This is a genomic window from Acinetobacter sp. SwsAc6 (assembly GCF_013391565.1).
GTDB classification, from domain to species: domain Bacteria; phylum Pseudomonadota; class Gammaproteobacteria; order Pseudomonadales; family Moraxellaceae; genus Acinetobacter; species Acinetobacter cumulans.
Genome location: NZ_JACAXE010000023.1, coordinates 33,809 through 57,374, shown reverse-complemented (window position 1 = coordinate 57,374; position 23,566 = coordinate 33,809). Strand labels below are relative to the sequence as shown.

Genomic DNA, 23,566 nt, shown 5'->3' with positions numbered 1-23,566 from the left:
GCCTATTTAAGTGATGTGCTGAAAAGGCTGCCGACACATAAAGTGACCCAGATTGAAGAATTGCTGCCGCACTGCTGGAAACCTAAATCGAATTAAAAAATAGGTATGGGATTCAGCGGACGCTTACTTTTTAAGCTAGATAATAAAATTAATAATTACACTTAAACCAATTTGCTTTACTGTCCCAAACCGTTCTACCAGCTTCAAGTGGGATCTGGTTGTACAACACATCACTTCCAGCTGAGATTCCATTTTGGGTATTTAAAAAGCCTTTGATATGGAACAGAGCCATTAATTATAAAGCAGGGGAATAAGTTTATCCTTGTCTGTGATCGTGGATTCCCATCGGATATTGAAGATCCGAGTATTTATAATTACTTGTCCAATTATATCCAATAGAAATCATTTTCTATAAAACAGAGTGTGTTTCCACACTCTGTTTTATACGGTATTTAGGTCCTTTAAAAGTTCAAAAGCATCCATTTCTTTAACGATGTTCAATAAATATTGCCTGTTGTTTAATAGCAATTCATCAAAGTGACGTATATCAACGATATTACTTAAATTATGTATTTTGAATTGATTTTTTGACATGTAATTAATGCATTCATCTTGATCAAAACATTTTGTTGCTGGAGATCCTGATTCACTTATGAAAATAATGCTGCTGTTCCACATAGATAAATAAAAATATCTGTAAATTTTATCATTTCGCGAAGAGTACCAGTCAGGAAGCATAATTTCACAAGAGTACTTAACATCACCTCCATGAGAATATTGATCCCAAAGTTCAATCATTTCAGAACGTTTTAATTTAGATGTCTCCAGTGCTAAAACTGTGTATTGAGAATCCCTACTTAACCCTAATTTAAAACACATATCTGCGTAATTAATCTGATCGATATCAATTGTGTCTTTGTATCGTTGTTTTTTTAATTGATTCAATAATTCAATCTGATTGCTTGTAAAAATATCCATCCATTGAGTAACTGGCAATGATTTTATTAGGGCCAAAAAAGCTTTTTTATCTTCTCTGGTGCAATCTATGTCTTCTTTCACTTGTCTATTCCGCAAGTATCCATAATTGCCATTTTCTAAATCGGAGCTAACCCAATATGCATCCTGTAAAGTTCTATCGGCTTTACTTTCTAAAGGTGTAATGTCAAATAGTCGGAGATCGTTAGGACAGCACTCTGTAAATGTTGGATGCTTAATAGGTCTGCTGGTATACGCTATTAAAGTTTTACGATGCTTTGATAAGAGAAAAACACTATCTAAATAGTTAGTCATCGTGTTTAGAACGGATAAAGGTAAGGCATATTCTTCATTTTTAGTTTTATATGTATCTAGGACGTCTATCTCAGAGTAACATTCAATATAAGGATAGTGTTGATGCTGACGAAAATTAGCAATAGCTTTTTTATTCTTACTATCAGAAAACTCATATTGAATATTATTCGAGTCTAACCAACTATAAAATGATTGATTAATAATATCCTTCACACGATGATCGATAACCAGGATATCTGGTATTCCAAAAACTAATGGAATATTTGGGCCATTAGTCTTGTAGTAACGGCTCCAAAAAGTCTTCAGGAATTTTGACAGGGAACAACTACTGTCATTTTTTTCATAATATTCCGTGTAATTTAATGGAAAATCATTGACGGAGATGCCAAGTAAACATAATGGCTGCATTGATAGATCAGGATCTATAACTAATGGATCATTAGAACGCATTACGCCGTAGTTAGGCTCTATGAATACCCGTTTGCAAACCTGTACTGTTAAGTAATGAATAATTGGCATCATCTCTGACATATTACGTGTAAATTTTATTATTCATAAGATAGACGATCTTTATTCTAACTCCAAGGATAACCCATTGTGTATTGGTAACTTTTAAGAAATATTTGAACAAACATACAGCTCTCAATACAATGGGTCTCAAATCATAGTAAGGTTTTTTTCATGTCTACTTGCAGTTCAACGTCAGGAAAACCTGAAACGAAAGTTATCGCATTTAGCGGTGCAAATAAAAAGATAAGCGATATTCTTGACCTCGAGCACGTCAGATCTAACTCGCTTTTACAAATTCCTATTGCAGCTGAATTATTATCAGCTGGATTTCCTTCACCAGCACAAGATTTTATTGAAAAGTCGGTCGATCTCAACGAAATGCTGATCACCAATGAGTACTCTACGTTTATTGGTAAAGTAGGCTCTCGTTCCATGCTAAATGCTGGTATAGATATTAACGATAAGCTCATAATCGATAGAAGCTTCAATGCCAAGCATCTAGATATTATTGTTGCTCAGCTAGAAACAGACTTTACCGTTAAGCGGTTGATGATCACCAAGCAAATGTCAGCTGGTGAAATTAATGAAATTTTTGGTCCAGATGCAAAATCTATCCCTCCAGTTTGGCTTAAAGCAGAAAACCAAGAGCACTCACATATTTTTCTAAAACCTGAACAGGAATTGATTGTGTGGGGCGTAGTGACTTACATCATTAAAGACGCACGAAAATGACAAACCGGGTATTTATTCATGTTGATATAAATTCGGCATATTGTTCGATGGAAGCATTTTGGAACCCTAAGTTAAAGGGTAAACCATGCGTTGTCTTAAGCTCTAATGACGGAACAATCATCGCGAGAAGCGCTGAAGCTAAACTCTTAAAAATCCCGATGGGTGCGCCACTCTTTAAGGTCCAAGACATCATCAATAAACATAACGTTCATGTGCTATCGAGCAATTTTGCGCTGTATGGCGAAATGTCACGCCGTTTTCATGGAATATTATCTGGTTTTGTAGATCCAAGCTGTTACAGCATTTACAGCATTGATGAAGGCTTTATAGAATTTACTCAATTTACTAAAAACTTTGATGCTACTGAAATGGCACGGGAGATTCGGCATCAAGTATATAAGCTTATTGGCTTAACAACGTGCGTGGGTGTTGGTAGAACACTGACTGAAAGTAAAATGGCCAACAACCTTGCCAAAAAGAATCCAGAATTAAATGGAATCTGTAATTTAGTGACAATGAGCCTGGTAGATGTCGAAAGCTACTATCAAAGCATGCCAGTTGATGAAATATGGGGTGTAGGGCGAAAGTACGCTAAAAAGCTTAATGACATGGGGATTTTAACTGTGCTGGATCTTGCAACATCCAACCCGAATCGAATGCGTGAACTCTTCAATGTGAATATGCAAAGTACGATTTTAGAATTGCTTGGCCAGTCATGCTTTGAATTTGAAAGTTCACCTAAGGCGAAACAACAGATTGTCTCGAGCAAATCTTTCGGCCAGAAAATTACTGAGCTCTCAATTCTTCAAGAAGCCGTCAGCAAATATACCCATAATGCATTCAATCGGCTTGTTGATGAACACCAGCTTTGCGGATCTCTGATTGTTTTCTTGCAATCCAACCCATTTGACCAGTCAAAACCGTATTACAGCAAGTCGTTAACATACACGTTTACCCAACCTACAAACAATTTGATGCAACTTGTTAAAGCTGCCACATCACTGATTGATAAATTGTACAAAGAGGGGATAGAGTTTAAGAAATGTGGCGTGATGTTGTGTGAATTGATAAAAGAAGAACATCGCACGATCGGCCTACTAACTGACGTAGAGCAGCTTGAAAAAGAGCAAGCGTTAATGACGGCGTTTCAAAGCATTCAAAGTAAGTTTGGCAAGGCTAAAATTGCTGCTGGATCATGTAATCTGAAAAATAGAGATTGGGAACCTAAGTCAGAACGTCAAAGCCGTAACTATTTTAGTGAGGCTGGTATGATTGTCTTCAATTGATTCATTTGAGGGAATTTGTTGGCAATGACGGGGATGGTCAGACTCGAACTGACATTCAAGGAATTAAACCTTTGCTTTAATGAGATTGATCAGATCTCAAAACCAATTGGCTACACCCTCGGAAATATAAGTACTTTTACCTCCAAAATAAGAAATTAAGATTGCTGATAGCTTCTTGGTGATTCAGCTGGTGTACCATCATCATATCGCCAAAATAAGAAGCTTCCACTCCATTCGACATCACCTGAAGCATAGTCACGGATCTTATCGCTCCAGCGGATAGGTTTAATTTCATGGTCTAAGAATTCATCCCACACAATAAACGCCGTGCCATCTTTGTTTGGGATTTGGTCCTCGATGAAGAACCAGGGTGACTTCACATCACCAGAACAGCGTTTTGTCATTTTGTCTCTCTCACACTTTTGAGTAAGCCTCAAATTAATTGAAAAGATCATGAAAACTGTTTTGAACGTCAGACCGTGCGATCGGCGCTGTTTCTTGCTGCACAACTTCATCAATCAAATAAGCAACAGGACTTACAGATTGGCTTTTTGTGAAAGTCGGTGCACCAACTTCAGCGATAAACTTCTCGCTAATCGGTTTTTTTATTTCTAAGCGATACACACGGCGCAGCTTGTTTAAGCAATCAGACATCGATCCATCGCCAATACCGTGACGGGTTTTCTTGTTATCACGAGTCTTAAACGTGAAGTATGGAAAATGTTTGGCCATGACTGCAGTAATGTCTTTACCAACCAGGTAAATGTGGCTGTGTGTTTCGTAGAAGTGGGTAAATGACGCCTCTACGTGATAAGCAGCCAACAAGCTTTTTGCTTGTGGGTCAGTGATAACCGATTTAACTTGGTTAATCATTTTTTTGGCAATTGTTTTGTTATTCATGATGAACACCTTATAAATTTGATTAATTAGATTGAGTTAATGCTAGTTGCGTAAAAATACGTGATAGGCACACTTTACATGTAACAAGGTGCGGTACCGTGTCCACGGTAACATCACCTACTTTCATTTTGAATTCTTTCTTTGCTTCATCTGCAGGGAATAAGCCTCCAGCTGAGCACAAGTACTGGTTTTTCTCACGAACCAATTTAGATCCTGAGTAGTCTTCAGCAAAAACCAAGTGAGTCACTGTATTTGATTTCTCACCATCGCGTTGCTAAAACCTTGGTGGACCATTCCTCCCACAAATTGAACTTTTTAGCTTGTTCAACCATATGGTGCAGATCTGCAGTAGAAATTCTAACTGATGGCATTGAAGGGTTATTTACTGATTCTGGCGCACGAGTTACACGAACAAGTTCTATAACTTCATGAGCTTCAATTGGACCATATTTGCGATCAAGGTTTTTGCTCAATAATTCATTAATAGTAGCCATTTCAACTCCAAGTTTTAAGCGTTGTGCTTCTAATTGTTAATTTTAAGATAGAACCTAAACCAAAAAACTTTTTTGAAATTATTTATTATTGTTTTACTGATCCTTGCTGCGACTTTTAACAGATAGCAGCTAAAAATGGTAATGAGGATGCTATTAAAATGATGGAAGCAATTAAGGAACCATAAAAATAAGCATTGATCCTGGTGCGCCAGATCTAGCGCTGGCCACAACCAAATTTCTAAACCTTTTTTTAATCAACTAAAAAAACATCGAATGCGGTTTTCAACTGCCAAAAAGTGAAGCAATAGACATGCTTCACTAATTGTTGTTATTAAACTTCAGTCAATTCATTAATATCTAGGATATGAACGCCGTTTGATGTCAGTAGCCAACATGGGAGGGTATGTGCTTCAGTGACTTGAAGTATGAGGCTGTTAAGAGTGTCACTAGATTTTTTGCAGTAAAGGCAATCAGGCTCAGGATTGCTACCATCATCATCAATCAATGGCGTGTCAGCAATTAAGCGGTATGAAGCATACTTAATGATGTCAATATCATCGGCATTGATTGGCTCTTTTGAGCTTAGGAGTACTTGCTCTAAGCTGAATGCTTCAGGTTCAATCCATTTAACCTTGCTGGTGTTTTCAATCTGGTAACTTAACTGAGTGCCATCAGCAAAAAACACGACAAATTGACCATCTTCAATGTGCTGTACTTTAAAATTGCATGGAATGGTGAATGTGTTGTAGTAATTCATGGGGTTTCTCCAAGTTGTAGGCGTTGAGCCTAAGTTGATTAATCGTTTAAAACAGATTCGATAAAAGAGAGTATTTCAGCTTTAAGAGATGCTGAAATGGTTGCAGTATTTAACTGGCTTAAATACATATCAGCTTTGTCTTTTATTTCTTTTGACGTTGCGGTTTTACGAATTAAAACTAATGTATTCCACATATTAAAACCTTTAAGGATAGTGATTAAATCTATATTCATTATACAAAGCGCAATAGCTGTTTAATTTTTCTTAAAATTTAAAAATTCAAAACCTTTTTAATCAATTAAAAAACATCGAATGCGCTTTAAAAAATGCCCAAAAGAAAAGGGATAAGGTTTTACGCTTATCCCTGTTTGGGTTTTAGATATGGCAATCAACAATCGTGATTATATAGTCGCTTGGAAAGCTCTTGAGCAAGGCTTGGTTTTTGTTTTCCCAATCTTCTTCCTTGCGAATATCCTGTCCAAACATGCCACACTCTGAACCTGTCCAGTCGCCTATTTCATCACCACTGGTCGCATCTAAGAAACAGTATGTACCGAATGGGTTTGCTGATTTTTTAGCTACGAATTCTTCACGGCTCACCAAAAATTCATCAAAATCATAGCCACTCAAGCCATAAAACTTATCAGTGTCATTGGCTCTAATTGTTTTGATTGAATCTTGGTTATGATAAATGTCACGCTTTTCATTGACTGTTTCGATTGATTCATCAGCCCACAATTCACTTAATGGACGCCAAGTACGTGAAGCATCACCGATACATTTTTCAAAGTAGTCATAAACACGGTTGGCTTCGGTTTTTAAACGGTTGATTTCGGATTCAAAATCAAGCTCACCAATCGGGCAACTATTCACATTACGTCCATCAAGACGCAACAGCATGTTTTTCCAACGTCCTCCGATTTCATACCAATCGTATTTCGGATTCGGGTTGGTGGTGGTGAAGTAATCGACCACTTTGCCATCAGCATCAAGCTCTATCCATTCTGTCCAACTTTCATCAGGTTTTTCACCTGTCAAAACAGTTGGCGTAACTTCTTCGTTATACCAATTAATGAACTGTTGAAGCTCAAACACTTCAGTACATGGCACATCTTTTTGATGCCATTGAATGAACATGCCTAAATCACGAATGCGACTTGAGTACGTACCATCATCGTTTTTGACCTGTACCACTGATAAATGCTCACCGCCGTTCGGGAAGTCAGCAAAAATATCACCTTTGTTGTTTTTGATGGCATCAAGCTCTAAGTCTGTTGCATCACGCACGAAACGAGGGTCGTCAAGAAACGCATAGCGTTCTTCACCATCATCTAAGATAGGCTTTGAGTTTTTCATCAAAGTGATTTCTGTCGATTCGTATTGGTCTTTAATTTCGTCCAATGATGATTCTGAAATGCAATATTTGTTTTTAATGCCTGAGCATTCAAATTCGTAAAATGGTTCTAGGGCATCTACAACATCACCATCAGGGGTGGTAACTACTGCAACTGTGAAATGTGACATTTTAAAATCTCCAAGTTTTGAGCCGTGTGCTCTACATCTGAGATTCCATAATAGCTATTAAGTGGCGTTTATAACTTTTTCTTAAAATATAAATGAAGCTGAATATAACAACGGTAGTGATTCAGCAATGAAAATATTTTAATCAATTAAAATCACCGTATACGTTGAATAAAAGTAATATCAATTATTTCTATTTAATGAAATAAAATAAGGCTCACATATTAAAATGTATTGAAATCAAATGACATCCAAATCAGCATGGATGGTAAAGGTCGATGGGTTGATAATGTGATGGTTGAACGATTATGGCGGAGCGTTAAATATGAAGAGGTGTATCTCAAAGCCTACAGCAATGTTTTGGATGCGAAGAAGCAATTAAACGCATATTTTGAATTTTATAATTTGAAACGACCTCATTCGAGTCTGGACAAAATGACTCCAGATGAGTTTTACTATGACCAGCTACCACAACAAAATAAGGTAGCTTAACTAGAGCAGAGTATCACTTATAAATAAGCTTTTAGTTGTTCAAACATGTGGGACCACCTCTATTTAAAAAAAGGAAAGAAGATGAAAATTAAGTTTTTAACAGTTTCATTGATGCTTATTCTGCCATTTTCTGTTTTTGCAGCAAATACTGTAGTAGAAAAAGCGGTCATTGAATCAAATAATACATATAAGGCGAAGTATAACTTAGAGGATATGACTGAGTTTAATCAGGCTCAAAAGGGCTTTATTGCCAAGCCAACAGGTCAAATTAAAAGTGAGAAAGGCAATGTTATCTGGGATTTTGATGCATTTAGTTTTTTACAAGATCAAGCACCAAATACCGTTAATCCCACTCTATGGCGACAAGCAAAATTAAACAACAATGTTGGGCTATTTAAAGTAACAGATCGAGTTTGGCAAATTCGTGGTTTTGATTTGGCAAATATGACCATCATTCAGGGTGATACTGGCTGGATTATTGTGGATACATTAACCTCTAAAGAAACGGCTGAAGCAGCACTTAAATTTGCTAGACAGCATTTAGGTGAGCAAAAAATTTCAGCCATTATCTTTACCCATAGCCATATCGATCATTTTGGTGGTGCATTAGGCGTTCTTTCTAGCGAAGAAATTAACGCTAGAAAAACTCCAATTATTGCGCCAAAAGGCTTTATGGAAGAAGCGACCAGTGAAAATGTGATGGCAGGTTCAGCCATGATACGTCGTGCGACTTATATGTATGGAACTTTTCTACCTAAAAATGCGGAAGGATTGGTGGATACAGGTTTAGGTAAGGCTGTTGCTGTGGGAAAAATGGGCATCCTTGAGCCTACACAACTGATCACTCAACCAGAACAGAAAATGACGGTTGATGGCTTGGATTTTGTGTTTTATAACGTGCCGGGTTCAGAAGCACCAGCAGAATTAACGTTCTCTATCCCATCATTGAAACTTTATAACGGCGCAGAAATTCTATCTCATACCATGCATAATCTTTATACCCTTCGGGGTGCTAAAGTCCGTGATGCCTTAAAATGGGTGGGCTATCTAGACCAAGCAATGCAGCATGCCAAAGCATCCGATGTATTGATTGCACAGCATCATTGGCCTGTCTGGGGCAATGACAATATTCAAGATTTTATTAAAACCCAGCGAGATGTTTATAAGTTCACGCATGATCAGACGGTGAGATATATGAACTCTGGTTTTAATGGCGCTGAAATTGCCGAAAAAATTAAGCTTCCAGCGGCACTTGATCAAAAACTATATGCTCATGGCTATTATGGAACCCTAAAACATAATGTAAAAGCAGTATACCAATATTATATGGGATGGTTCGATGCCCATCCTTCCAATTTAGATCCATTACCCCCTAAAGCTGTTGCAAAAAAATATATTGAGTTAGCAGGTGGGGAGAACAATGCATTGAAAAATGCGCGGGATGCCTACGCTCAAGCTGACTATAGATGGGCTGCCGAGATTTTAAAACATATTGTGTTGAATAACCCTCAAAACCAACAAGCAAAAGACTTATTGGCGAATACTTATCGTCAATTGGGCTATGCTGCTGAGGCTTCAACTTGGCGTAATTTCTTTTTGGTGGGCGCTCAAGAGCTACAAAATAATGTACCCCTACAAAATACTTCTGATCCGAGTGATTTATTGATTCATACACCAACTGAAAGATTTCTTGAAGCTATGGCGACAAATTTAGATGTGGAAAATTTAAAAAATGAAAACCAGTGTATCAATCTGGTTTTGTCGGATACCAAAGAGCATTTTTCATTATGGGTTGAAAACTCAGTCATGCAGTTTAAGCGTTATGATGAAAGTAAAGATTTGGCATTGGATTGCCCTACATTAACCTTAACCAAGCCCTTATATCTAAAAATGATTACAGGTCAAATAGAAGGGGTAAAAGTCCTGCTTTCTAAAGACAGTAAAGTCAAAGGTAATCCACTGAAAATTGGAAAATTCTTTGCAATGTTTAAACGTCCAGATTCAATTTTCCCGATTGTGACTCGACCAAATGGCTAAGCTCAAATAAGTAAAGTCGAAACTTAAATTAATAGATCCAAAGAAATGGGTGAAATTATCAACTTGGTTCTCCCAATCTTATAACAGGAATACAAGAAATTATTTCTTGTATTCCTCTTTAAAATTAAAAGTAAGCTATATGTATTTTAACTCTATTGATACTTTATTAAATGGTTTTTGAATTTTTATACTTTATTTTCGATGGAGATATTTTTATTAGTAGCTTGTTTAAAAAAGATTTGTTTATTTTTCTATTAATTGCTTCTAAATAATAACTTCAATATTTTTGTGGTTAAAAGGCAAGGGGGTATTATGATGTGTTTTTTATTGAAAATAAGCTTTTATATTAACCTGATTACATAGATCTATATCAAAAAAAGCAATTTAGTTCATTAAGCTGATAACTTAAAGTCATAAGGAATCCTATATTTAGGGTTTATAATTTATATGTTAAAGAAAATAAATAAAAGATGGCAATAATTAATAGTTGCCATCTTTTTGAGTTCTAGTTAATGATTAAATATATTCTTCAACCGTACTGGTCATAAGTTTTTTCATCTTGTAAGGTTTGTAATGAGGAACATAACAAGGCTTGCAAACTGATTCATAGGTTTTGGTATCAGAATGATAATAAAAACGATCCAGTGGTTCATAACCGTTGCAATGATGGCAATAACGCTCAAAACCCAATGAAGTGAAGATCATCTTCTCCATAAATGCTTGTTTTTTATGTTTTGCTTTAAGTGTGGGTGAGTTTTTGACTTCACAAGAACAGATGTAATCTTGGTAATTATCTAACTCTGGTGATTCTTGGTATATACAAACAAACCGACTTAAGACATTCGGATCAAAAATATTCCATTGCTGGTCATGTTCTGAAAATAGGAAATATCCATCTGCACCTGATGGCATTTCTTTACTGTATTTCGAGTAATGGATAACATGTTTTTCCGTTGGCTCAAAGTCATTCAGGAACATTCTCAAGGTATTGATGTTCGGGAATTGGACTTTCATTAACTGTGCTTGAGTCACCAGATTGGATCTTGATTCGTAGTTCACCAGAACCATAATTTTACGGGGCAGAGTAAAACTTGAAGTGCGACATAAACCACCTAATTAATTTAAAGGGTTTATGGAGTATATAAAATTGTCATACCATCATCTTAACTTTGAAGATCGTACTGCATTAATGCTTGAGTCAAGAAAAGAAGGCTTTTCAGCCAGAAAATTTGCTGAACTCATTAAAAGACATCCTAGTACGATCTATCGTGAGCTTAAAAGAAATAGCATCAATGACGTTTATCAAGCTCGATATGCTTCTGATAACACCTTCGCTAGACGTAGACGTGGTCACAGAAAACTCAAAATCGATTCAATCCTCTGGAAATTTATTGTTGAAGCGATCCGTTGTTTATGGTCTCCTCAGCAAATAGCAAAGCGTTTAAAGACATTTCCTGATTTGGATCAAACAATGAATGTAAGCCATACAACGATTTATTCAACGATACGAGCATTACCCAAGGGTGAGTTGAAAAAAGACTTATTATCCTGTCTACGTCATGAAAATAAAAAGCGAAAAGCTAACGGTGAACCTAAAAAAGATTCTATATTACAGGATATTAAAACTATTCATGAGCGCCCAGCCGAAGTTCAAGAAAGAAAAATACCGGGTCATTGGGAAGCTGATTTAATTAAAGGTAAAGACAATAAAAGTTCGATAGCAACACTTATTGAACGAAATACACGGCTCTGTATCTTGGCAACATTACCTGATGCAAAGGCAGAATCAGTGCGCAAGGCTTTAACTGAAGCTCTGAAATATTTACCTGCAGAACTGCGTAAAACGTTGACCTATGACCGTGGACGTGAGATGTCAGAACATAAAATACTCGAAGAAGATTTAGGCATAGATGTATATTTCTGTGACCCACATTCACCCTGGCAAAAAGGCACATGCGAAAATATGAATGGTTTAATTAGGCAATATTTACCTAAAGGGATTGATTTAAATCAGGCAGATCAGCATTATTTAAATCAAGTTGCCATGTCACTGAATACTCGTCCTAGAAAGGCGTTAGATTGGCTTACACCATTAGAGAAATTTGCTCAGCTTGTTGATTATCATATGGCTTTTGAAACTGTCGCACCTCATGTTTGAATTCGCCCCATATTTTTGCTACAGTGAACCAAATTAAGATCATCTATTTACTAGGCCTCGCATTTGCGGGGTTTTTAATGCTGAATAAAAGGAAAACTTGATGGAATTGCCCAATATTATGCACCCGGTCGCGAAGCTGAGCACCGCATTAGCCGCTGCATTGATGCTGAGCGGGTGCATGCCCGGTGAAATCCGCCCGACGATTGGCCAGCAAATGGAAACTGGCGACCAACGGTTTGGCGATCTGGTTTTCCGCCAGCTCGCACCGAATGTCTGGCAGCACACTTCCTATCTCGACATGCCGGGTTTCGGGGCAGTCGCTTCCAACGGTTTGATCGTCAGGGATGGCGGCCGCGTGCTGGTGGTCGATACCGCCTGGACCGATGACCAGACCGCCCAGATCCTCAACTGGATCAAGCAGGAGATCAACCTGCCGGTCGCGCTGGCGGTGGTGACTCACGCGCATCAGGACAAGATGGGCGGTATGGACGCGCTGCATGCGGCGGGGATTGCGACTTATGCCAATGCGTTGTCGAACCAGCTTGCCCCGCAAGAGGGGATGGTTGCGGCGCAACACAGCCTGACTTTCGCCGCCAATGGCTGGGTCGAACCAGCAACCGCGCCCAACTTTGGCCCGCTCAAGGTATTTTACCCCGGCCCCGGCCACACCAGTGACAATATCACCGTTGGGATCGACGGCACCGACATCGCTTTTGGTGGCTGCCTGATCAAGGACAGCAAGGCCAAGTCGCTCGGCAATCTCGGTGATGCCGACACTGAGCACTACGCCGCGTCAGCGCGCGCGTTTGGTGCGGCGTTCCCCAAGGCCAGCATGATCGTGATGAGCCATTCCGCCCCCGATAGCCGCGCCGCAATCACTCATACGGCCCGCATGGCCGACAAGCTGCGCTGAGCCATGGCTGACCACGTCACCCCCAATCTGCCATCGCGCGATTTCGATGTGACAGAGGCGTTTTATGCGAAGCTGGGCTTTGCGACGAGTTGGAAGGATCGCGGCTGGATGATCCTGCAGCGCGGCGGTTTGCAGCTCGAATTCTTCCCCTATCCTGACCTCGACCCAGCTACGAGCTCGTTCGGCTGTTGCCTGCGGTTGGATGATCTCGATGCCATGGTGGCATTGGTGAACGCGGCGGGAGCCGAGGAAAAAAGCACCGGCTGGCCGCGCTTCAAAGCTCCGCAACTGGAGGCGAGCGGCCTGAGGATCGGCTACCTGATCGATCCCGACTGCACGCTGGTGCGGCTGATCCAGAACCCCGACTGACCGCATGCCCGCGAAAATCAAGATTTGCGGGATCAGCACACCCGAGGCGCTCGATGCGACCATCGCGGCGCGGGCGGACTATGCCGGGTTGGTGTTCTATCCAGCGTCGCCCCGTGCGGTTACGTCGAATGTCGCGGGCGCTTTGACATCGCGCGCAGCTGGCCAGATCGCCATGGTCGGTTTGTTCGTCGATGCGGATGATGCTGTCATCGCCGACGCACTGGTGGCAGCCAAGCTGAACGCGCTGCAGCTGCACGGTTCGGAATCGCCCGAACGCGTGGCCCAGTTGCGCGCGCGGTTTGGCAAGCCGGTGTGGAAGGCGCTGCCCGTCGCCAGCGCCAGCGATGTCGCACGCGCCGCAGCCTATGCCGGGGCGGCGGACTTGATCTTGTTCGACGCCAAGACCCCCAAAGGCGCGCTGCCCGGCGGCATGGGGTTGGCGTTCGACTGGTCGCTGCTGGCCGGATATCGCGGTGCCTTGCCGTGGGGGCTGGCAGGCGGGCTAAATCCGACGAATGTTGCCGAGGCGATTGCGCGCACCGGAGCGCCGCTGGTCGATACCTCCAGCGGCGTCGAAAGCGCGCCGGGCGTCAAGGATACCGACAAGATTACCAATTTCGCCTTTGCGGTGCGCTTGGCCTAAATCGCGTCGATCAATAGGCGTCGTTCAGCGCAAAGATCGGCTTGCGGGTGCGCCACTGCCCTCGGGTGAAGTCGGGAAAATCTAACGTGCGATTGCCCTCAGCAATCGATTGTTCCGACAGAGGCGTGATCGCGCTCCAGGCCAGCGCGTCGTAAATGTCGATTGGCATCGGGGCCTTGGCCTTCAGCGCCTCGACAAAAGCGTGGATCACGAACCAGTCCATCCCGCCATGCCCGGCCCCTGCCGCCAGATCGGCGTAGCGTTTCCATAGCGGGTGATCGTATTTCGCAAACCAGCCCTCGGCAGGCTCCCAGCGGTGCGGCTGTGGGCTCTTGCCCTCCAGATAGATCGACTTGTTGACGTCCATCCACAGCCCCTCGGTGCCTTGCACCCGAAAGCCGAGAGAATAGGGGCGCGGCAGCGAGGTGTCGTGGCACAGCATGATCGTTTCACCATTAGTGCAGCCGATCATGGTGTTGACCACATCACCCAGTGCGAATTTCACCTCGGCGTTGGGATGATCGGCAGAGCCGTTCTTGACGACATAATCATGCAGCCCGCGCGCCTTACAGCCGAAGCCGCCAGCGCCCGCTTCGCCCGGCAACGCGACCTTCAGGGTGCGGGTCTGCGGCGGGTAGCACACGCCGGCATCGGCGCAGCCCTGGTACTTCACGGTCAGGGTGGTCGCGCTCGCGCCGGCCGCGGGCGTGCCGGTGAGGGTGCCGAGCAATTCCTTGCGGTAGGTTTCGACGTCGCCGAAGAATTCGTCGCGGTAGGCCTTGCCCTTCGGCAGCGCCATGGTCGCGCCGGTGAAGGCGGCATCGGCCTTGACCGAGGTGCGGTGCCGGTACAGGTAATAGCCGTCGGCGATCCGCCAGCGCACCTCGATGCGGTCCGGCGCGGTGGCCTGCGCGGACAGGACGAAGACCTCGTCGACCGGCGGCAGTTCGAAGTCCTGGGCGACGGCCGAGGTCGCGGGCAGCGCAAGCAGCAGGGCGAGCCCGGCCAGCCAGCGGCGCAGGCGGATCGTGGATGCGGTCATTGGCTCAGTTTACCGGTCGGCTCTCGGCGGCCAGCCATTGCAGGTATTCGGGCAGGCCGGACGCGGCTTCGACCGCGAGCAGCTCCGGGAGTTCGTAGGGATGCAGTTGGCGCAGGCGTTCCTGCAGGGCGGGGTAGGCCTCGGCACTGGTCTTGACCAGCAGCAGGACCTCGGCCGCGGCCTCGACCTTGCGTTGCCAGCGATAGACCGAACGCAGGCCGGGCAGGAGGTTGACGCAGGCGGCCAGGCGCTCGGCCACCAGCGCGGTGGCGATGCGCTCGGCGCTGTCGGCGTCGGGACAGGTGCAGAAGCAGATCAGGGCGCTCACCGGCATAGGGTAGCGGCTGCCCCGATCCGGCGGGCCTGGCGGACATCCGCGTGCGGCCCTTGAAAGTCGGCGGGCCCGCCCCATCTCGGTGGCATGCCGGGTTCGCCCGGTTCTGTTGTCCGCGGTTTGGCACTCGCTTCGCGCGACTGCTAAAATCGCCGGGTTTTTCCACGTCAATCAACCATTTACCGAGGTTGCCATGTCCAATATCAAGCCGCTGCACGACCGCGTGGTCATCAAGCGCATGGAAGAAGAGAAGCTGTCCGCCGGCGGGATCGTGATCCCGGATTCGGCCACCGAGAAGCCGATCAAGGGCGAAGTCGTCGCCGTCGGCACCGGCAAGGTGCTGGACAACGGCCAGGTCCGCGCGCCGCAGGTCAAGGTCGGCGACAAGGTGCTGTTCGGCAAGTACAGCGGCACCGAAGTGAAGCTGGACGGCGTCGAGCTGCTGGTGGTGAAGGAAGACGACCTGTTCGCGATCCTCGGCTGATCGCGCGTCGCTCCCACACATTTCTCATCCGAATAATTTTTCGAGGTAATTCGCAATGGCTGCCAAGGACATTCGTTTCGGCGAAGACGCGCGCTCCAAGATGGTGCGCGGCGTCAACGTGCTCGCCAACGCCGTGAAGGCGACCCTCGGCCCGAAGGGCCGCAACGTCGTGCTGCAGAAGAGCTACGGCGCGCCGACCATCACCAAGGACGGCGTCTCCGTCGCCAAGGAAATCGAACTGGCTGACGCGTTCGAGAACATGGGCGCGCAGATGGTGAAGGAAGTCGCTTCCAAGACCTCCGACAACGCCGGCGACGGCACCACCACCGCCACCGTGCTGGCGCAGGCGTTCATCCGCGAGGGCATGAAGGCGGTCGCCGCCGGCATGAACCCGATGGACCTGAAGCGCGGCATCGACCAGGCGGTGAAGGCCGCGGTCGGCGAACTGAAGTCGCTGTCCAAGCCGTCGTCGACCAGCAAGGAAATCGCCCAGGTCGGCGCGATCTCCGCGAACTCGGATGCCAACATCGGCGACCTGATCGCGCAGGCGATGGACAAGGTCGGCAAGGAAGGCGTGATCACGGTCGAGGAAGGCAGCGGCCTGGACAACGAACTCGACGTGGTCGAGGGCATGCAGTTCGACCGCGGCTACCTGAGCCCGTACTTCGTCAACAACCAGCAGTCGATGTCGGCCGACCTGGATGATCCCTTCATCCTGCTGTACGACAAGAAGATCTCCAACGTGCGCGACCTGCTGCCCGTCCTCGAGGGCGTGGCCAAGGCCGGCAAGCCGCTGCTGATCGTGGCGGAGGAAGTCGAAGGCGAAGCGCTGGCGACCCTGGTGGTCAACACCATCCGCGGCATCGTCAAGGTCTGCGCGGTGAAGGCCCCGGGCTTCGGCGACCGTCGCAAGGCGATGCTGGAAGACATGGCGATCCTGACCGGCGGCGTGGTGATTTCCGAGGAAGTCGGCCTGTCGCTGGAGAAGGCCACCATCAAGGACCTCGGCCGCGCCAAGAAGATCCAGGTGTCGAAGGAAAACACCACCATCATCGATGGCGCCGGCGAAGGCGCGGGCATCGAGGCGCGCATCAAGCAGATCAAGGCGCAGATCGAGGAGACCTCCTCCGACTACGACCGCGAGAAGCTGCAGGAGCGCGTGGCCAAGCTGGCCGGCGGCGTTGCGGTGATCAAGGTCGGTGCCGCCACCGAAGTCGAGATGAAGGAAAAGAAGGCGCGCGTCGAAGACGCCCTGCACGCGACCCGTGCGGCCGTCGAGGAAGGCATCGTCCCGGGCGGCGGCGTCGCCCTGATCCGTGCCAAGGCGGCGATCGCCGGCATCAAGGGCGTGAACGAAGACCAGAACCACGGCATCCAGATCGCCCTGCGCGCGATGGAAGCCCCGCTGCGCGAGATCGTGACCAATGCCGGCGATGAGCCGTCGGTCATCCTCAACCGCGTGGTCGAAGGTTCGGGTGCGTTCGGCTACAACGCCGCCAACGGCGAGTTCGGCGACATGATCGAGTTCGGCATCCTGGACCCGACCAAGGTCACCCGCACCGCGCTGCAGAACGCCGCGTCGATCGCGGGCCTGATGATCACCACCGAAGCGATGGTGGCCGAGGCCCCGAAGAAGGACGAGCCGGCGATGCCGGCCGGCGGCGGCATGGGCGGCATGGGCGGCATGGATTTCTAAGCCCCGCGATCCATCAAGCAAGACCACAAAGCCCGGCCTCGTGCCGGGCTTTGTGCGTTCTGGCGTCCGAGGCGGGAGACTTCCTACCCGCCCCGCGGCAATGTCTGACGCGAAGATCAGAAAACGCCGATATGAACGCGTGCTCGCGGGCGCAACCCTGAGCAGCCGTCCCTGCAACGGAGCGCTGCGTGCCGCGCCTGACCGCACCCCGGCGGCAGGCCGAGGTGTGCGCGCCACTGCCGGCCGCCCACGCCGCTGCGCGTTACGCGCGCCACCTGCCCGAGCGCACGCTGCTGTACGCGCTAGTGCAGGCGCACTACCCGGACTTCATCGCGCGTCTTGAGGCCGAAGACCGCCCGCTGCCCGAGTATGTGCGCGAGGAGTTCGAGACCTACCTGCGCTGCGGCGTGCTCGAGCACGGCTTCCTGCGCGTGGTCTGCGAGCACTGTCGTGCCGAGAGGCTGGTGGCGTATTCCTGCAAGAAGCGCGGGCTGTGCCCGAGCTGCGGCGCACGGCGCATGGCCGAGTCGGCGCGGCATCTGGTGGACGAGGTGTTCGGCCCGCGGCCGGTGCGGCAATGGGTGCTGAGTTTCCCGTACCCGTTGCGCTTCCTGTTCGCCAGCAAGCCTGAGGCGATCGGCCCGGTGCTGGGCATCGTGCATCGTGTGATCGCCGGTTGGCTTGCCGATCAGGCCGGCGTGCCGCGGGATACGGCGCAATGCGGCGTGGTGACCCTGATCCAGCGCTTCGGCAGCGCGCTGAATCTCAACATCCACTTCCACATGCTGTGGCTCGACGGCGTGTACGAGGACACCACCGAGCGTCCGCAGCGCAAGCCGCGCCTGCACCGCACCCGTGCGCCCACATCGGCGCAACTGACGGAACTGGCCAACACCATCGCGCATCGCGTGTGCCGGCACCTGTCGCGCCGCGGCTGGCTCGAAGGCGAAGACGAATCCGTGTTCCTGTCCGACAGCGCGGGTAGCGACGACGGCATGGATGGGCTGCGGATGAGTTCGATGACCTACCGCATCGCCACCGGTCGCGACGCTGGCCGCAAGGTCGTCACGCTGCAAACGCTGCCTGGCGACGCCGGTCCGCTGGAGGGCGACGCCGGCAAGGTCGGCGGCTTCTCGCTGCATGCCGGCGTGGCCGCGGAAGCACACGAAAGCCACAAGCTCGAAAAGCTGTGCCGCTACATCACGCGCCCGGCGATCAGCGAGCAGCGGCTATCGATCTCGCCACAGGGCAGGGTGCGTTACCAGCTCAAGACGCCGTGGCGCAATGGCACCACGCATGTCGAATGGGATGCGGTGGACTTCATCGCCAAGCTGGCGGCACTGGTCCCGCCGCCACGCGCGCATCTCACCCGCTTCCACGGCGTATTCGCCCCGAATGCAAACCTGCGCGCGCAGCTGACGCCCTCGGGGCGCGGCAGGCGGCCTGCGGGCGATGCGGCGCCAGTGGACGTCAGCGCCCACGACGAGCCGCGCAGCCCCGAGCAGAAGCGCCGTGCGATGAGCTGGGCGCAACGGCTCAAGCGGGTCTTTTCCATCGACATCACCACCTGCGCCCACTGCGGCGGCGCGGTGCGGATCGTCGCCAGCATCGAAGACCCCAAGGCCATTCGCGCCATCCTCGCCCACTTCGAGAAACACGGCGCGCTGGAGCAAGCGCACTACCGGCCCGCAGCGCGCGCCCCGCCGCCCGCCGCGTGATGAGGCGCCGGCCACACAGCCGGCAGCCAAGCCAGAGTCCGATCCGATGCGGCCACGACCCCGCAGGGCTGCGCTCGGCCCTGTGCCGGGATTCGGTGAGAAATGGCTACGCACTGAGCCGCTGCGTGGCCCCGCGATGTCGAAAACCCACGCATGAACCCCCGATCTGTGCCCGATCTGTGCCCAAAGCGGCGCTTGCGCGGCCGCTTCCTACCCGCCAGACTCGCCAAAAAGGGCGGTTGAACTTCCTATACCCATATCCCACTTTAGGTTTGGCAGCACCTTTTCAATCAGGTGGTTGTTTACACCAATCCAGCTATTGGCCAATTGAATATTGGTTTCGTCTACTTTTTTTGATTTTTTAAACAGCTTGGTAAAACCGAGTGCCAAAACAGGGGGACCATGTAAAAACGTGCTTCCTGTAATGACTGAACCAACTGTGAGTCCTTTACTGACTTTTTGCAATAAGGATGCTTTTTTATGAGCAGTAGACATAAATCTAACCTTGAGTGTAGAGATTTAAAAAAATGTTCCAACTATAAACAACGGAAATTGAAATACAATTGTATATTTGAAGATGTTGACATTTTTTATGGATTTACCCATTTTCTGCAATTTTAATCCACTTTATCATAAGTGAAGCATTGGTATTTGGTGTATAAAGTTCTTAAAAACTTTTATTGAAACATATATCTCATGTTTTTAGAAATCCGATAAATTGAAAACAATGGAGGGCAGAGTAAAACTTGAAGTGCGACATAAACCACCTAATTAATTTAAAGGGTTTATGGAGTATATAAAATTGTCATACCATCATCTTAACTTTGAAGATCGTACTGCATTAATGCTTGAGTCAAGAAAAGAAGGCTTTTCAGCCAGAAAATTTGCTGAACTCATTAAAAGACATCCTAGTACGATCTATCGTGAGCTTAAAAGAAATAGCATCAATGACGTTTATCAAGCTCGATATGCTTCTGATAACACCTTCGCTAGACGTAGACGTGGTCACAGAAAACTCAAAATCGATTCAATCCTCTGGAAATTTATTGTTGAAGCGATCCGTTGTTTATGGTCTCCTCAGCAAATAGCAAAGCGTTTAAAGACATTTCCTGATTTGGATCAAACAATGAATGTAAGCCATACAACGATTTATTCAACGATACGAGCATTACCCAAGGGTGAGTTGAAAAAAGACTTATTATCCTGTCTACGTCATGAAAATAAAAAGCGAAAAGCTAACGGTGAACCTAAAAAAGATTCTATATTACAGGATATTAAAACTATTCATGAGCGCCCAGCCGAAGTTCAAGAAAGAAAAATACCGGGTCATTGGGAAGCTGATTTAATTAAAGGTAAAGACAATAAAAGTTCGATAGCAACACTTATTGAACGAAATACACGGCTCTGTATCTTGGCAACATTACCTGATGCAAAGGCAGAATCAGTGCGCAAGGCTTTAACTGAAGCTCTGAAATATTTACCTGCAGAACTGCGTAAAACGTTGACCTATGACCGTGGACGTGAGATGTCAGAACATAAAATACTCGAAGAAGATTTAGGCATAGATGTATATTTCTGTGACCCACATTCACCCTGGCAAAAAGGCACATGCGAAAATATGAATGGTTTAATTAGGCAATATTTACCTAAAGGGATTGATTTAAATCAGGCAGATCAGCATTATTTAAATCAAGTTGCCATGTCACTGAATACTCGTCCTAGAAAGGCGTTAGATTGGCTTACACCATTAGAGAAATTTGCTCAGCTTGTTGATTATCATATGGCTTTTGAAACTGTCGCACCTCATGTTTGAATTCGCCCGGCTTTTGTCGATTCTGCCGATGATGTAATTATAGATATGATCAGACATTGTATTTTCTCCTATTCCATAGAGATCCATGTTAAGAACATGGATCATTCCCAAAAAATGCAATGAGATCGTTGCTCTGGTAGCTAAACTGCAATTCGATGTAGTCCATTTTCAGTGTGCTATCTAAGTACGGTGTAATGTCGAGTTGCACGAATGAATCAATAAATTCACTTTCTGCGCCATACGCATCTATTGAGCCTTTGAACAGCTCCAGTACATTGCATGTTACATAGTCGCCAATTTCTGATTTATGTGTCTTACATGATGGTAGGAGTGCCAAGTCATTCAGGATCACTTGAACATGAGTGCCATCATATGAGCCTTGATATAGGCTGTAATGTTTTTCAGGATTCAAGATACATTCAAGAACTAAATCAAAGTTGTTGCTGTAAGAGTTACGCATAGCGACATATACACTTTCTGCTACTGGCTTTTCGACTTTGGTGAGAGTGATTGAGTCTGAATACTCATGAGCGAACAAAATAGGGTCGTCTTCGTCTTGTTCTTCATCTGGCTCAATGTCCATTAACGCCAAGCGTCTATCTTTGGTTTCTTGGTCGAGAATTTCCCAACCATCGATAGATAAAGTACCGCCGTCAGCAAGTTGAATGAGAACAGGGGTTTCTTTGTCCTGATCTGAATTGTCCAGAATGGTGAAGATCCCTAGTAATCGAACCCATGAAGTGATTAACTGGCAAATGGGTAGGTTTTCATTAATTTCATGGCGATTCTTGCAAGACTCGCTAAACATCGCCAGATTTTCAGGGTGATTAATATCAATATAGACATTGTGCAAAACAGCATCAGCACTGGTGTTGTTTGGTGCTTCGTAGCTCAATTCAATCAATAAGTTTTTTTTAGACATGATCAATATTCCTTAGTACAAAACTTCAGTGCCAACAACGCAATCCAAAAACCTGCCTTGCAGATCAAACACAAAAAATTGTTGCAGTTCTTTTTGTGTCGAGTGGATGTTAAAAACAGGCACAATCAAGCTGTCTTTTTCAAATAGGTTATGGTTGTTAATGACGAAATCATGAGCTGAATAGCAATGACCTTGCAGATATACACCGCAACGCATCAGCTTATCTAAATCAAAAGATTGAGAGATGTAGTGAACATCTTCTGGTGCATATTCACTGGCAATATCTCGGCTATATGCAAGATTGACTTGTTTGACCAAGCTTTGTTGAAAAAAGTCGCTGTCATGCACTTCTGAACGTGCGATGTCAGTAACAACTAAAATGGGTTGTGTTTCCCAAAAAATGCTGAGTAATTGATTAAAATCAAGATGTTCAGGGAATTGAACTTTTGAAGTAATCACGCCCCAATCATCAAGGGTTAAAGATAGAAAGTTTCCGTAATGATCACGCGGAATAACCGTTAATACATTAAGGTCTTGATGCAATTCTTCGTTATACGAAAAATCAGCAAGGGAATGACCTGTATTTAATTCAGGATTCACAATAATGTTTAATGTTTTAGAACGGTTTGTAAAAAAATCAAGTACGCTTTTCATATCTTCAACTCCAAGTTTTAAGCAATTGCTTAGGTATGAATTAATTATATCTGTGAAATATCCCTTAAAAACTTTTCTCAAATTACTTATGGAACTGGCAATGAAAAATTTCAATATTTTTTTAATCAATTAAAAAACATCGTATACGTCATTAAATCTAATGGCATAAAAAAAGAGGGTAGACCTTTATTGGATCTCCCTCTATTTGTTTAATGGTTTCTTATGACAGGTTGTTTTTAAAGTACTCAATCAGTCTTAAATAAACAGTGTTCGCCATAAAATGTGAGCTATGCAGCGCATTAAAATCTGCGACATCTTCAAAACATTCAGTCAGTAATGCACTGGCGAAACCTTTATTCCATGTATTGAACTTTTCCAGTTCTGCATCTGACAGCAAATCATATTGAATCATGTCATTAATGGCTTGGTGTTGTAAATTTATCGCCACATCCATGACTTCGCCCTCAATCAATGCATGAGAATCATCAGGACTGAATCTAAATGATTCGTGAGCGTCTGCGATGGCTTGAACCTGTAACGGTGCATTGACTTCAATGCAGTAGGCTTGTGACTTATGTTGGTGAAATAAAACGACATCCAGTTCAATGTTAAAAATAAACTGCGGATCTGCTTTGGTTGCTACGCCAATCACATTGATGACGCAACTTGGTAAACCGTCATACGCTTGGGTGAAGCTTTGTAGCAAGTGGCGCACATTAGCAGTACCAGTATTAAATTTTTGTAGTTGCATTGTCGTATCTCCAAGTTTTAAGCAATGAGCTTTGATGTATTCATTATATC

Annotated in this window: 26 protein-coding genes and 2 pseudogenes; 13 read left to right on the top strand and 15 right to left on the bottom strand. The window is 45.8% G+C overall.

Annotated features, from left to right (window positions below):
- The coding region (locus HYG93_RS14200; protein WP_004785112.1) for a transposase domain-containing protein at positions 1 to 96 on the top strand (96 nt) is incomplete at its 5' end.
- A 345-nt stretch (positions 97 to 441) separates the two neighbouring features.
- Here HYG93_RS14200 and HYG93_RS14195 read toward each other — a convergent pair.
- Positions 442 to 1,821, bottom strand: coding sequence for a hypothetical protein (locus HYG93_RS14195; RefSeq protein WP_005006018.1), 1,380 nt, complete (start codon positions 1,819 to 1,821; stop codon positions 442 to 444).
- A gap of 150 nt (positions 1,822 to 1,971) precedes the next feature.
- Between HYG93_RS14195 and umuD the strand changes: the two genes are divergently transcribed.
- Complete coding sequence (gene umuD, locus HYG93_RS14190; protein ID WP_005006020.1) at positions 1,972 to 2,532, top strand: translesion error-prone DNA polymerase V autoproteolytic subunit; 561 nt, start codon at positions 1,972 to 1,974, stop codon at positions 2,530 to 2,532.
- Positions 2,529 to 3,818, top strand: coding sequence for a Y-family DNA polymerase (locus HYG93_RS14185; protein ID WP_005006021.1), 1,290 nt, complete (start codon positions 2,529 to 2,531; stop codon positions 3,816 to 3,818). Before umuD ends, HYG93_RS14185 begins: the two co-directional genes overlap by 4 nt.
- Before the next feature lie 155 nt (positions 3,819 to 3,973).
- Here HYG93_RS14185 and HYG93_RS14180 read toward each other — a convergent pair whose 3' ends face one another.
- The 7 genes from HYG93_RS14180 to HYG93_RS14150 form a co-directional block, all read right to left on the bottom strand.
- Positions 3,974 to 4,222, bottom strand: a complete 249-nt coding sequence (locus tag HYG93_RS14180; RefSeq protein ID WP_005006022.1) for a hypothetical protein — start codon at positions 4,220 to 4,222, stop codon at positions 3,974 to 3,976.
- Positions 4,223 to 4,256: 34 nt separating this feature from the next.
- Positions 4,257 to 4,718, bottom strand: a complete 462-nt coding sequence (locus tag HYG93_RS14175) for a hypothetical protein (RefSeq protein WP_005006024.1) — start codon at positions 4,716 to 4,718, stop codon at positions 4,257 to 4,259.
- 22 nt (positions 4,719 to 4,740) lie between these two features.
- On the bottom strand, positions 4,741 to 4,965 hold the full coding sequence (locus tag HYG93_RS14170; RefSeq protein WP_010591387.1) for a hypothetical protein: 225 nt from the start codon (positions 4,963 to 4,965) through the stop codon (positions 4,741 to 4,743).
- Positions 4,966 to 4,978: 13 nt separating this feature from the next.
- Positions 4,979 to 5,212 (bottom strand): hypothetical protein, encoded by a 234-nt coding sequence (locus HYG93_RS14165; protein ID WP_005006026.1) that lies wholly within the window; start codon positions 5,210 to 5,212, stop codon positions 4,979 to 4,981.
- A gap of 331 nt (positions 5,213 to 5,543) precedes the next feature.
- Entirely contained in the window at positions 5,544 to 5,969 is a 426-nt protein-coding gene (locus HYG93_RS14160) for a hypothetical protein (RefSeq protein ID WP_005006029.1), read from the bottom strand.
- A 38-nt stretch (positions 5,970 to 6,007) separates the two neighbouring features.
- Positions 6,008 to 6,163, bottom strand: coding sequence for a hypothetical protein (locus HYG93_RS14155; RefSeq protein ID WP_005006030.1), 156 nt, complete (start codon positions 6,161 to 6,163; stop codon positions 6,008 to 6,010).
- A gap of 181 nt (positions 6,164 to 6,344) precedes the next feature.
- Positions 6,345 to 7,493 (bottom strand): hypothetical protein, encoded by a 1,149-nt coding sequence (locus HYG93_RS14150; protein ID WP_005006031.1) that lies wholly within the window; start codon positions 7,491 to 7,493, stop codon positions 6,345 to 6,347.
- A 225-nt stretch (positions 7,494 to 7,718) separates the two neighbouring features.
- On the opposite strand from HYG93_RS14150, the pseudogene HYG93_RS14145 reads away from it, so the two are divergent.
- Both HYG93_RS14145 and HYG93_RS14140 read left to right on the top strand, forming a co-directional pair.
- A pseudogene (locus HYG93_RS14145) lies at positions 7,719 to 7,982 on the top strand (integrase core domain-containing protein); the annotation flags it as partial.
- Positions 7,983 to 8,063: 81 nt separating this feature from the next.
- Positions 8,064 to 10,019 carry an alkyl/aryl-sulfatase gene (locus HYG93_RS14140; protein ID WP_000693745.1) on the top strand — a complete coding sequence of 652 codons (1,956 nt, stop codon included), beginning with the start codon at positions 8,064 to 8,066 and terminating at the stop codon, positions 10,017 to 10,019.
- A 516-nt stretch (positions 10,020 to 10,535) separates the two neighbouring features.
- Here HYG93_RS14140 and HYG93_RS14135 read toward each other — a convergent pair.
- Positions 10,536 to 11,051 (bottom strand): hypothetical protein, encoded by a 516-nt coding sequence (locus HYG93_RS14135; RefSeq protein WP_303300857.1) that lies wholly within the window; start codon positions 11,049 to 11,051, stop codon positions 10,536 to 10,538.
- Positions 11,052 to 11,208: 157 nt separating this feature from the next.
- Between HYG93_RS14135 and HYG93_RS14130 the strand changes: the two genes are divergently transcribed.
- The 4 genes from HYG93_RS14130 to HYG93_RS14115 all read left to right on the top strand — a co-directional run bounded on the left by HYG93_RS14130 (position 11,209) and on the right by HYG93_RS14115 (position 14,102).
- Positions 11,209 to 12,177: an IS30 family transposase gene (locus HYG93_RS14130; protein WP_005804963.1), complete on the top strand. Its 969-nt coding sequence runs from the start codon at positions 11,209 to 11,211 to the stop codon at positions 12,175 to 12,177.
- Positions 12,178 to 12,277: 100 nt separating this feature from the next.
- On the top strand, positions 12,278 to 13,090 hold the full coding sequence (locus tag HYG93_RS14125) for a subclass B1 metallo-beta-lactamase NDM-1 (RefSeq protein WP_004201164.1): 813 nt from the start codon (positions 12,278 to 12,280) through the stop codon (positions 13,088 to 13,090).
- Between the two features lie 3 nt (positions 13,091 to 13,093).
- Positions 13,094 to 13,459, top strand: a complete 366-nt coding sequence (gene ble, locus HYG93_RS14120; RefSeq protein ID WP_004201167.1) for a bleomycin binding protein Ble-MBL — start codon at positions 13,094 to 13,096, stop codon at positions 13,457 to 13,459.
- Positions 13,460 to 13,463: 4 nt separating this feature from the next.
- Positions 13,464 to 14,102 carry a phosphoribosylanthranilate isomerase gene (locus HYG93_RS14115; protein WP_004201168.1) on the top strand — a complete coding sequence of 213 codons (639 nt, stop codon included), beginning with the start codon at positions 13,464 to 13,466 and terminating at the stop codon, positions 14,100 to 14,102.
- Positions 14,103 to 14,112: 10 nt separating this feature from the next.
- Here the strand turns inward: HYG93_RS14115 and HYG93_RS14110 are convergent, their stop codons facing one another.
- Together HYG93_RS14110 and cutA are read right to left on the bottom strand one after the other, a co-directional pair.
- Positions 14,113 to 15,144 (bottom strand): protein-disulfide reductase DsbD domain-containing protein, encoded by a 1,032-nt coding sequence (locus HYG93_RS14110; RefSeq protein WP_004201169.1) that lies wholly within the window; start codon positions 15,142 to 15,144, stop codon positions 14,113 to 14,115.
- 4 nt (positions 15,145 to 15,148) lie between these two features.
- Positions 15,149 to 15,478 (bottom strand): divalent-cation tolerance protein CutA, encoded by a 330-nt coding sequence (gene cutA / locus HYG93_RS14105; protein ID WP_004201171.1) that lies wholly within the window; start codon positions 15,476 to 15,478, stop codon positions 15,149 to 15,151.
- A 193-nt stretch (positions 15,479 to 15,671) separates the two neighbouring features.
- Between cutA and groES the strand changes: the two genes are divergently transcribed.
- The 3 genes from groES to HYG93_RS14090 all read left to right on the top strand — a co-directional run bounded on the left by groES (position 15,672) and on the right by HYG93_RS14090 (position 19,376).
- Complete coding sequence (groES, locus tag HYG93_RS14100) at positions 15,672 to 15,962, top strand: co-chaperone GroES (RefSeq protein ID WP_004201172.1); 291 nt, start codon at positions 15,672 to 15,674, stop codon at positions 15,960 to 15,962.
- Between the two features lie 55 nt (positions 15,963 to 16,017).
- The gene (gene groL, locus HYG93_RS14095) at positions 16,018 to 17,658 is read left to right on the top strand and encodes a chaperonin GroEL (RefSeq protein WP_004201176.1); all 1,641 of its coding nucleotides are present in this window, start codon (positions 16,018 to 16,020) and stop codon (positions 17,656 to 17,658) included.
- Positions 17,659 to 17,882: 224 nt separating this feature from the next.
- Entirely contained in the window at positions 17,883 to 19,376 is a 1,494-nt protein-coding gene (locus HYG93_RS14090) for an IS91 family transposase (RefSeq protein WP_043907034.1), read from the top strand.
- 249 nt (positions 19,377 to 19,625) lie between these two features.
- Here the strand turns inward: HYG93_RS14090 and HYG93_RS14085 are convergent.
- Positions 19,626 to 19,871: pseudogene (locus tag HYG93_RS14085) on the bottom strand (hypothetical protein); the annotation flags it as partial.
- A 349-nt stretch (positions 19,872 to 20,220) separates the two neighbouring features.
- Between HYG93_RS14085 and HYG93_RS14080 the strand changes: the two are divergent.
- The gene (locus HYG93_RS14080) at positions 20,221 to 21,189 is read left to right on the top strand and encodes an IS30 family transposase (RefSeq protein WP_005804963.1); all 969 of its coding nucleotides are present in this window, start codon (positions 20,221 to 20,223) and stop codon (positions 21,187 to 21,189) included.
- Between the two features lie 88 nt (positions 21,190 to 21,277).
- Here the strand turns inward: HYG93_RS14080 and HYG93_RS14075 are convergent, their stop codons facing one another.
- From HYG93_RS14075 to HYG93_RS14065, 3 genes are all read right to left on the bottom strand, one after another.
- On the bottom strand, positions 21,278 to 22,111 hold the full coding sequence (locus tag HYG93_RS14075) for a hypothetical protein (RefSeq protein WP_178962570.1): 834 nt from the start codon (positions 22,109 to 22,111) through the stop codon (positions 21,278 to 21,280).
- A 12-nt stretch (positions 22,112 to 22,123) separates the two neighbouring features.
- Complete coding sequence (locus HYG93_RS14070; RefSeq protein ID WP_005006038.1) at positions 22,124 to 22,765, bottom strand: hypothetical protein; 642 nt, start codon at positions 22,763 to 22,765, stop codon at positions 22,124 to 22,126.
- Between the two features lie 220 nt (positions 22,766 to 22,985).
- Positions 22,986 to 23,516: a hypothetical protein gene (locus HYG93_RS14065; RefSeq protein WP_005006040.1), complete on the bottom strand. Its 531-nt coding sequence runs from the start codon at positions 23,514 to 23,516 to the stop codon at positions 22,986 to 22,988.
- Between the last annotated feature and the right edge of the window lie 50 nt (positions 23,517 to 23,566).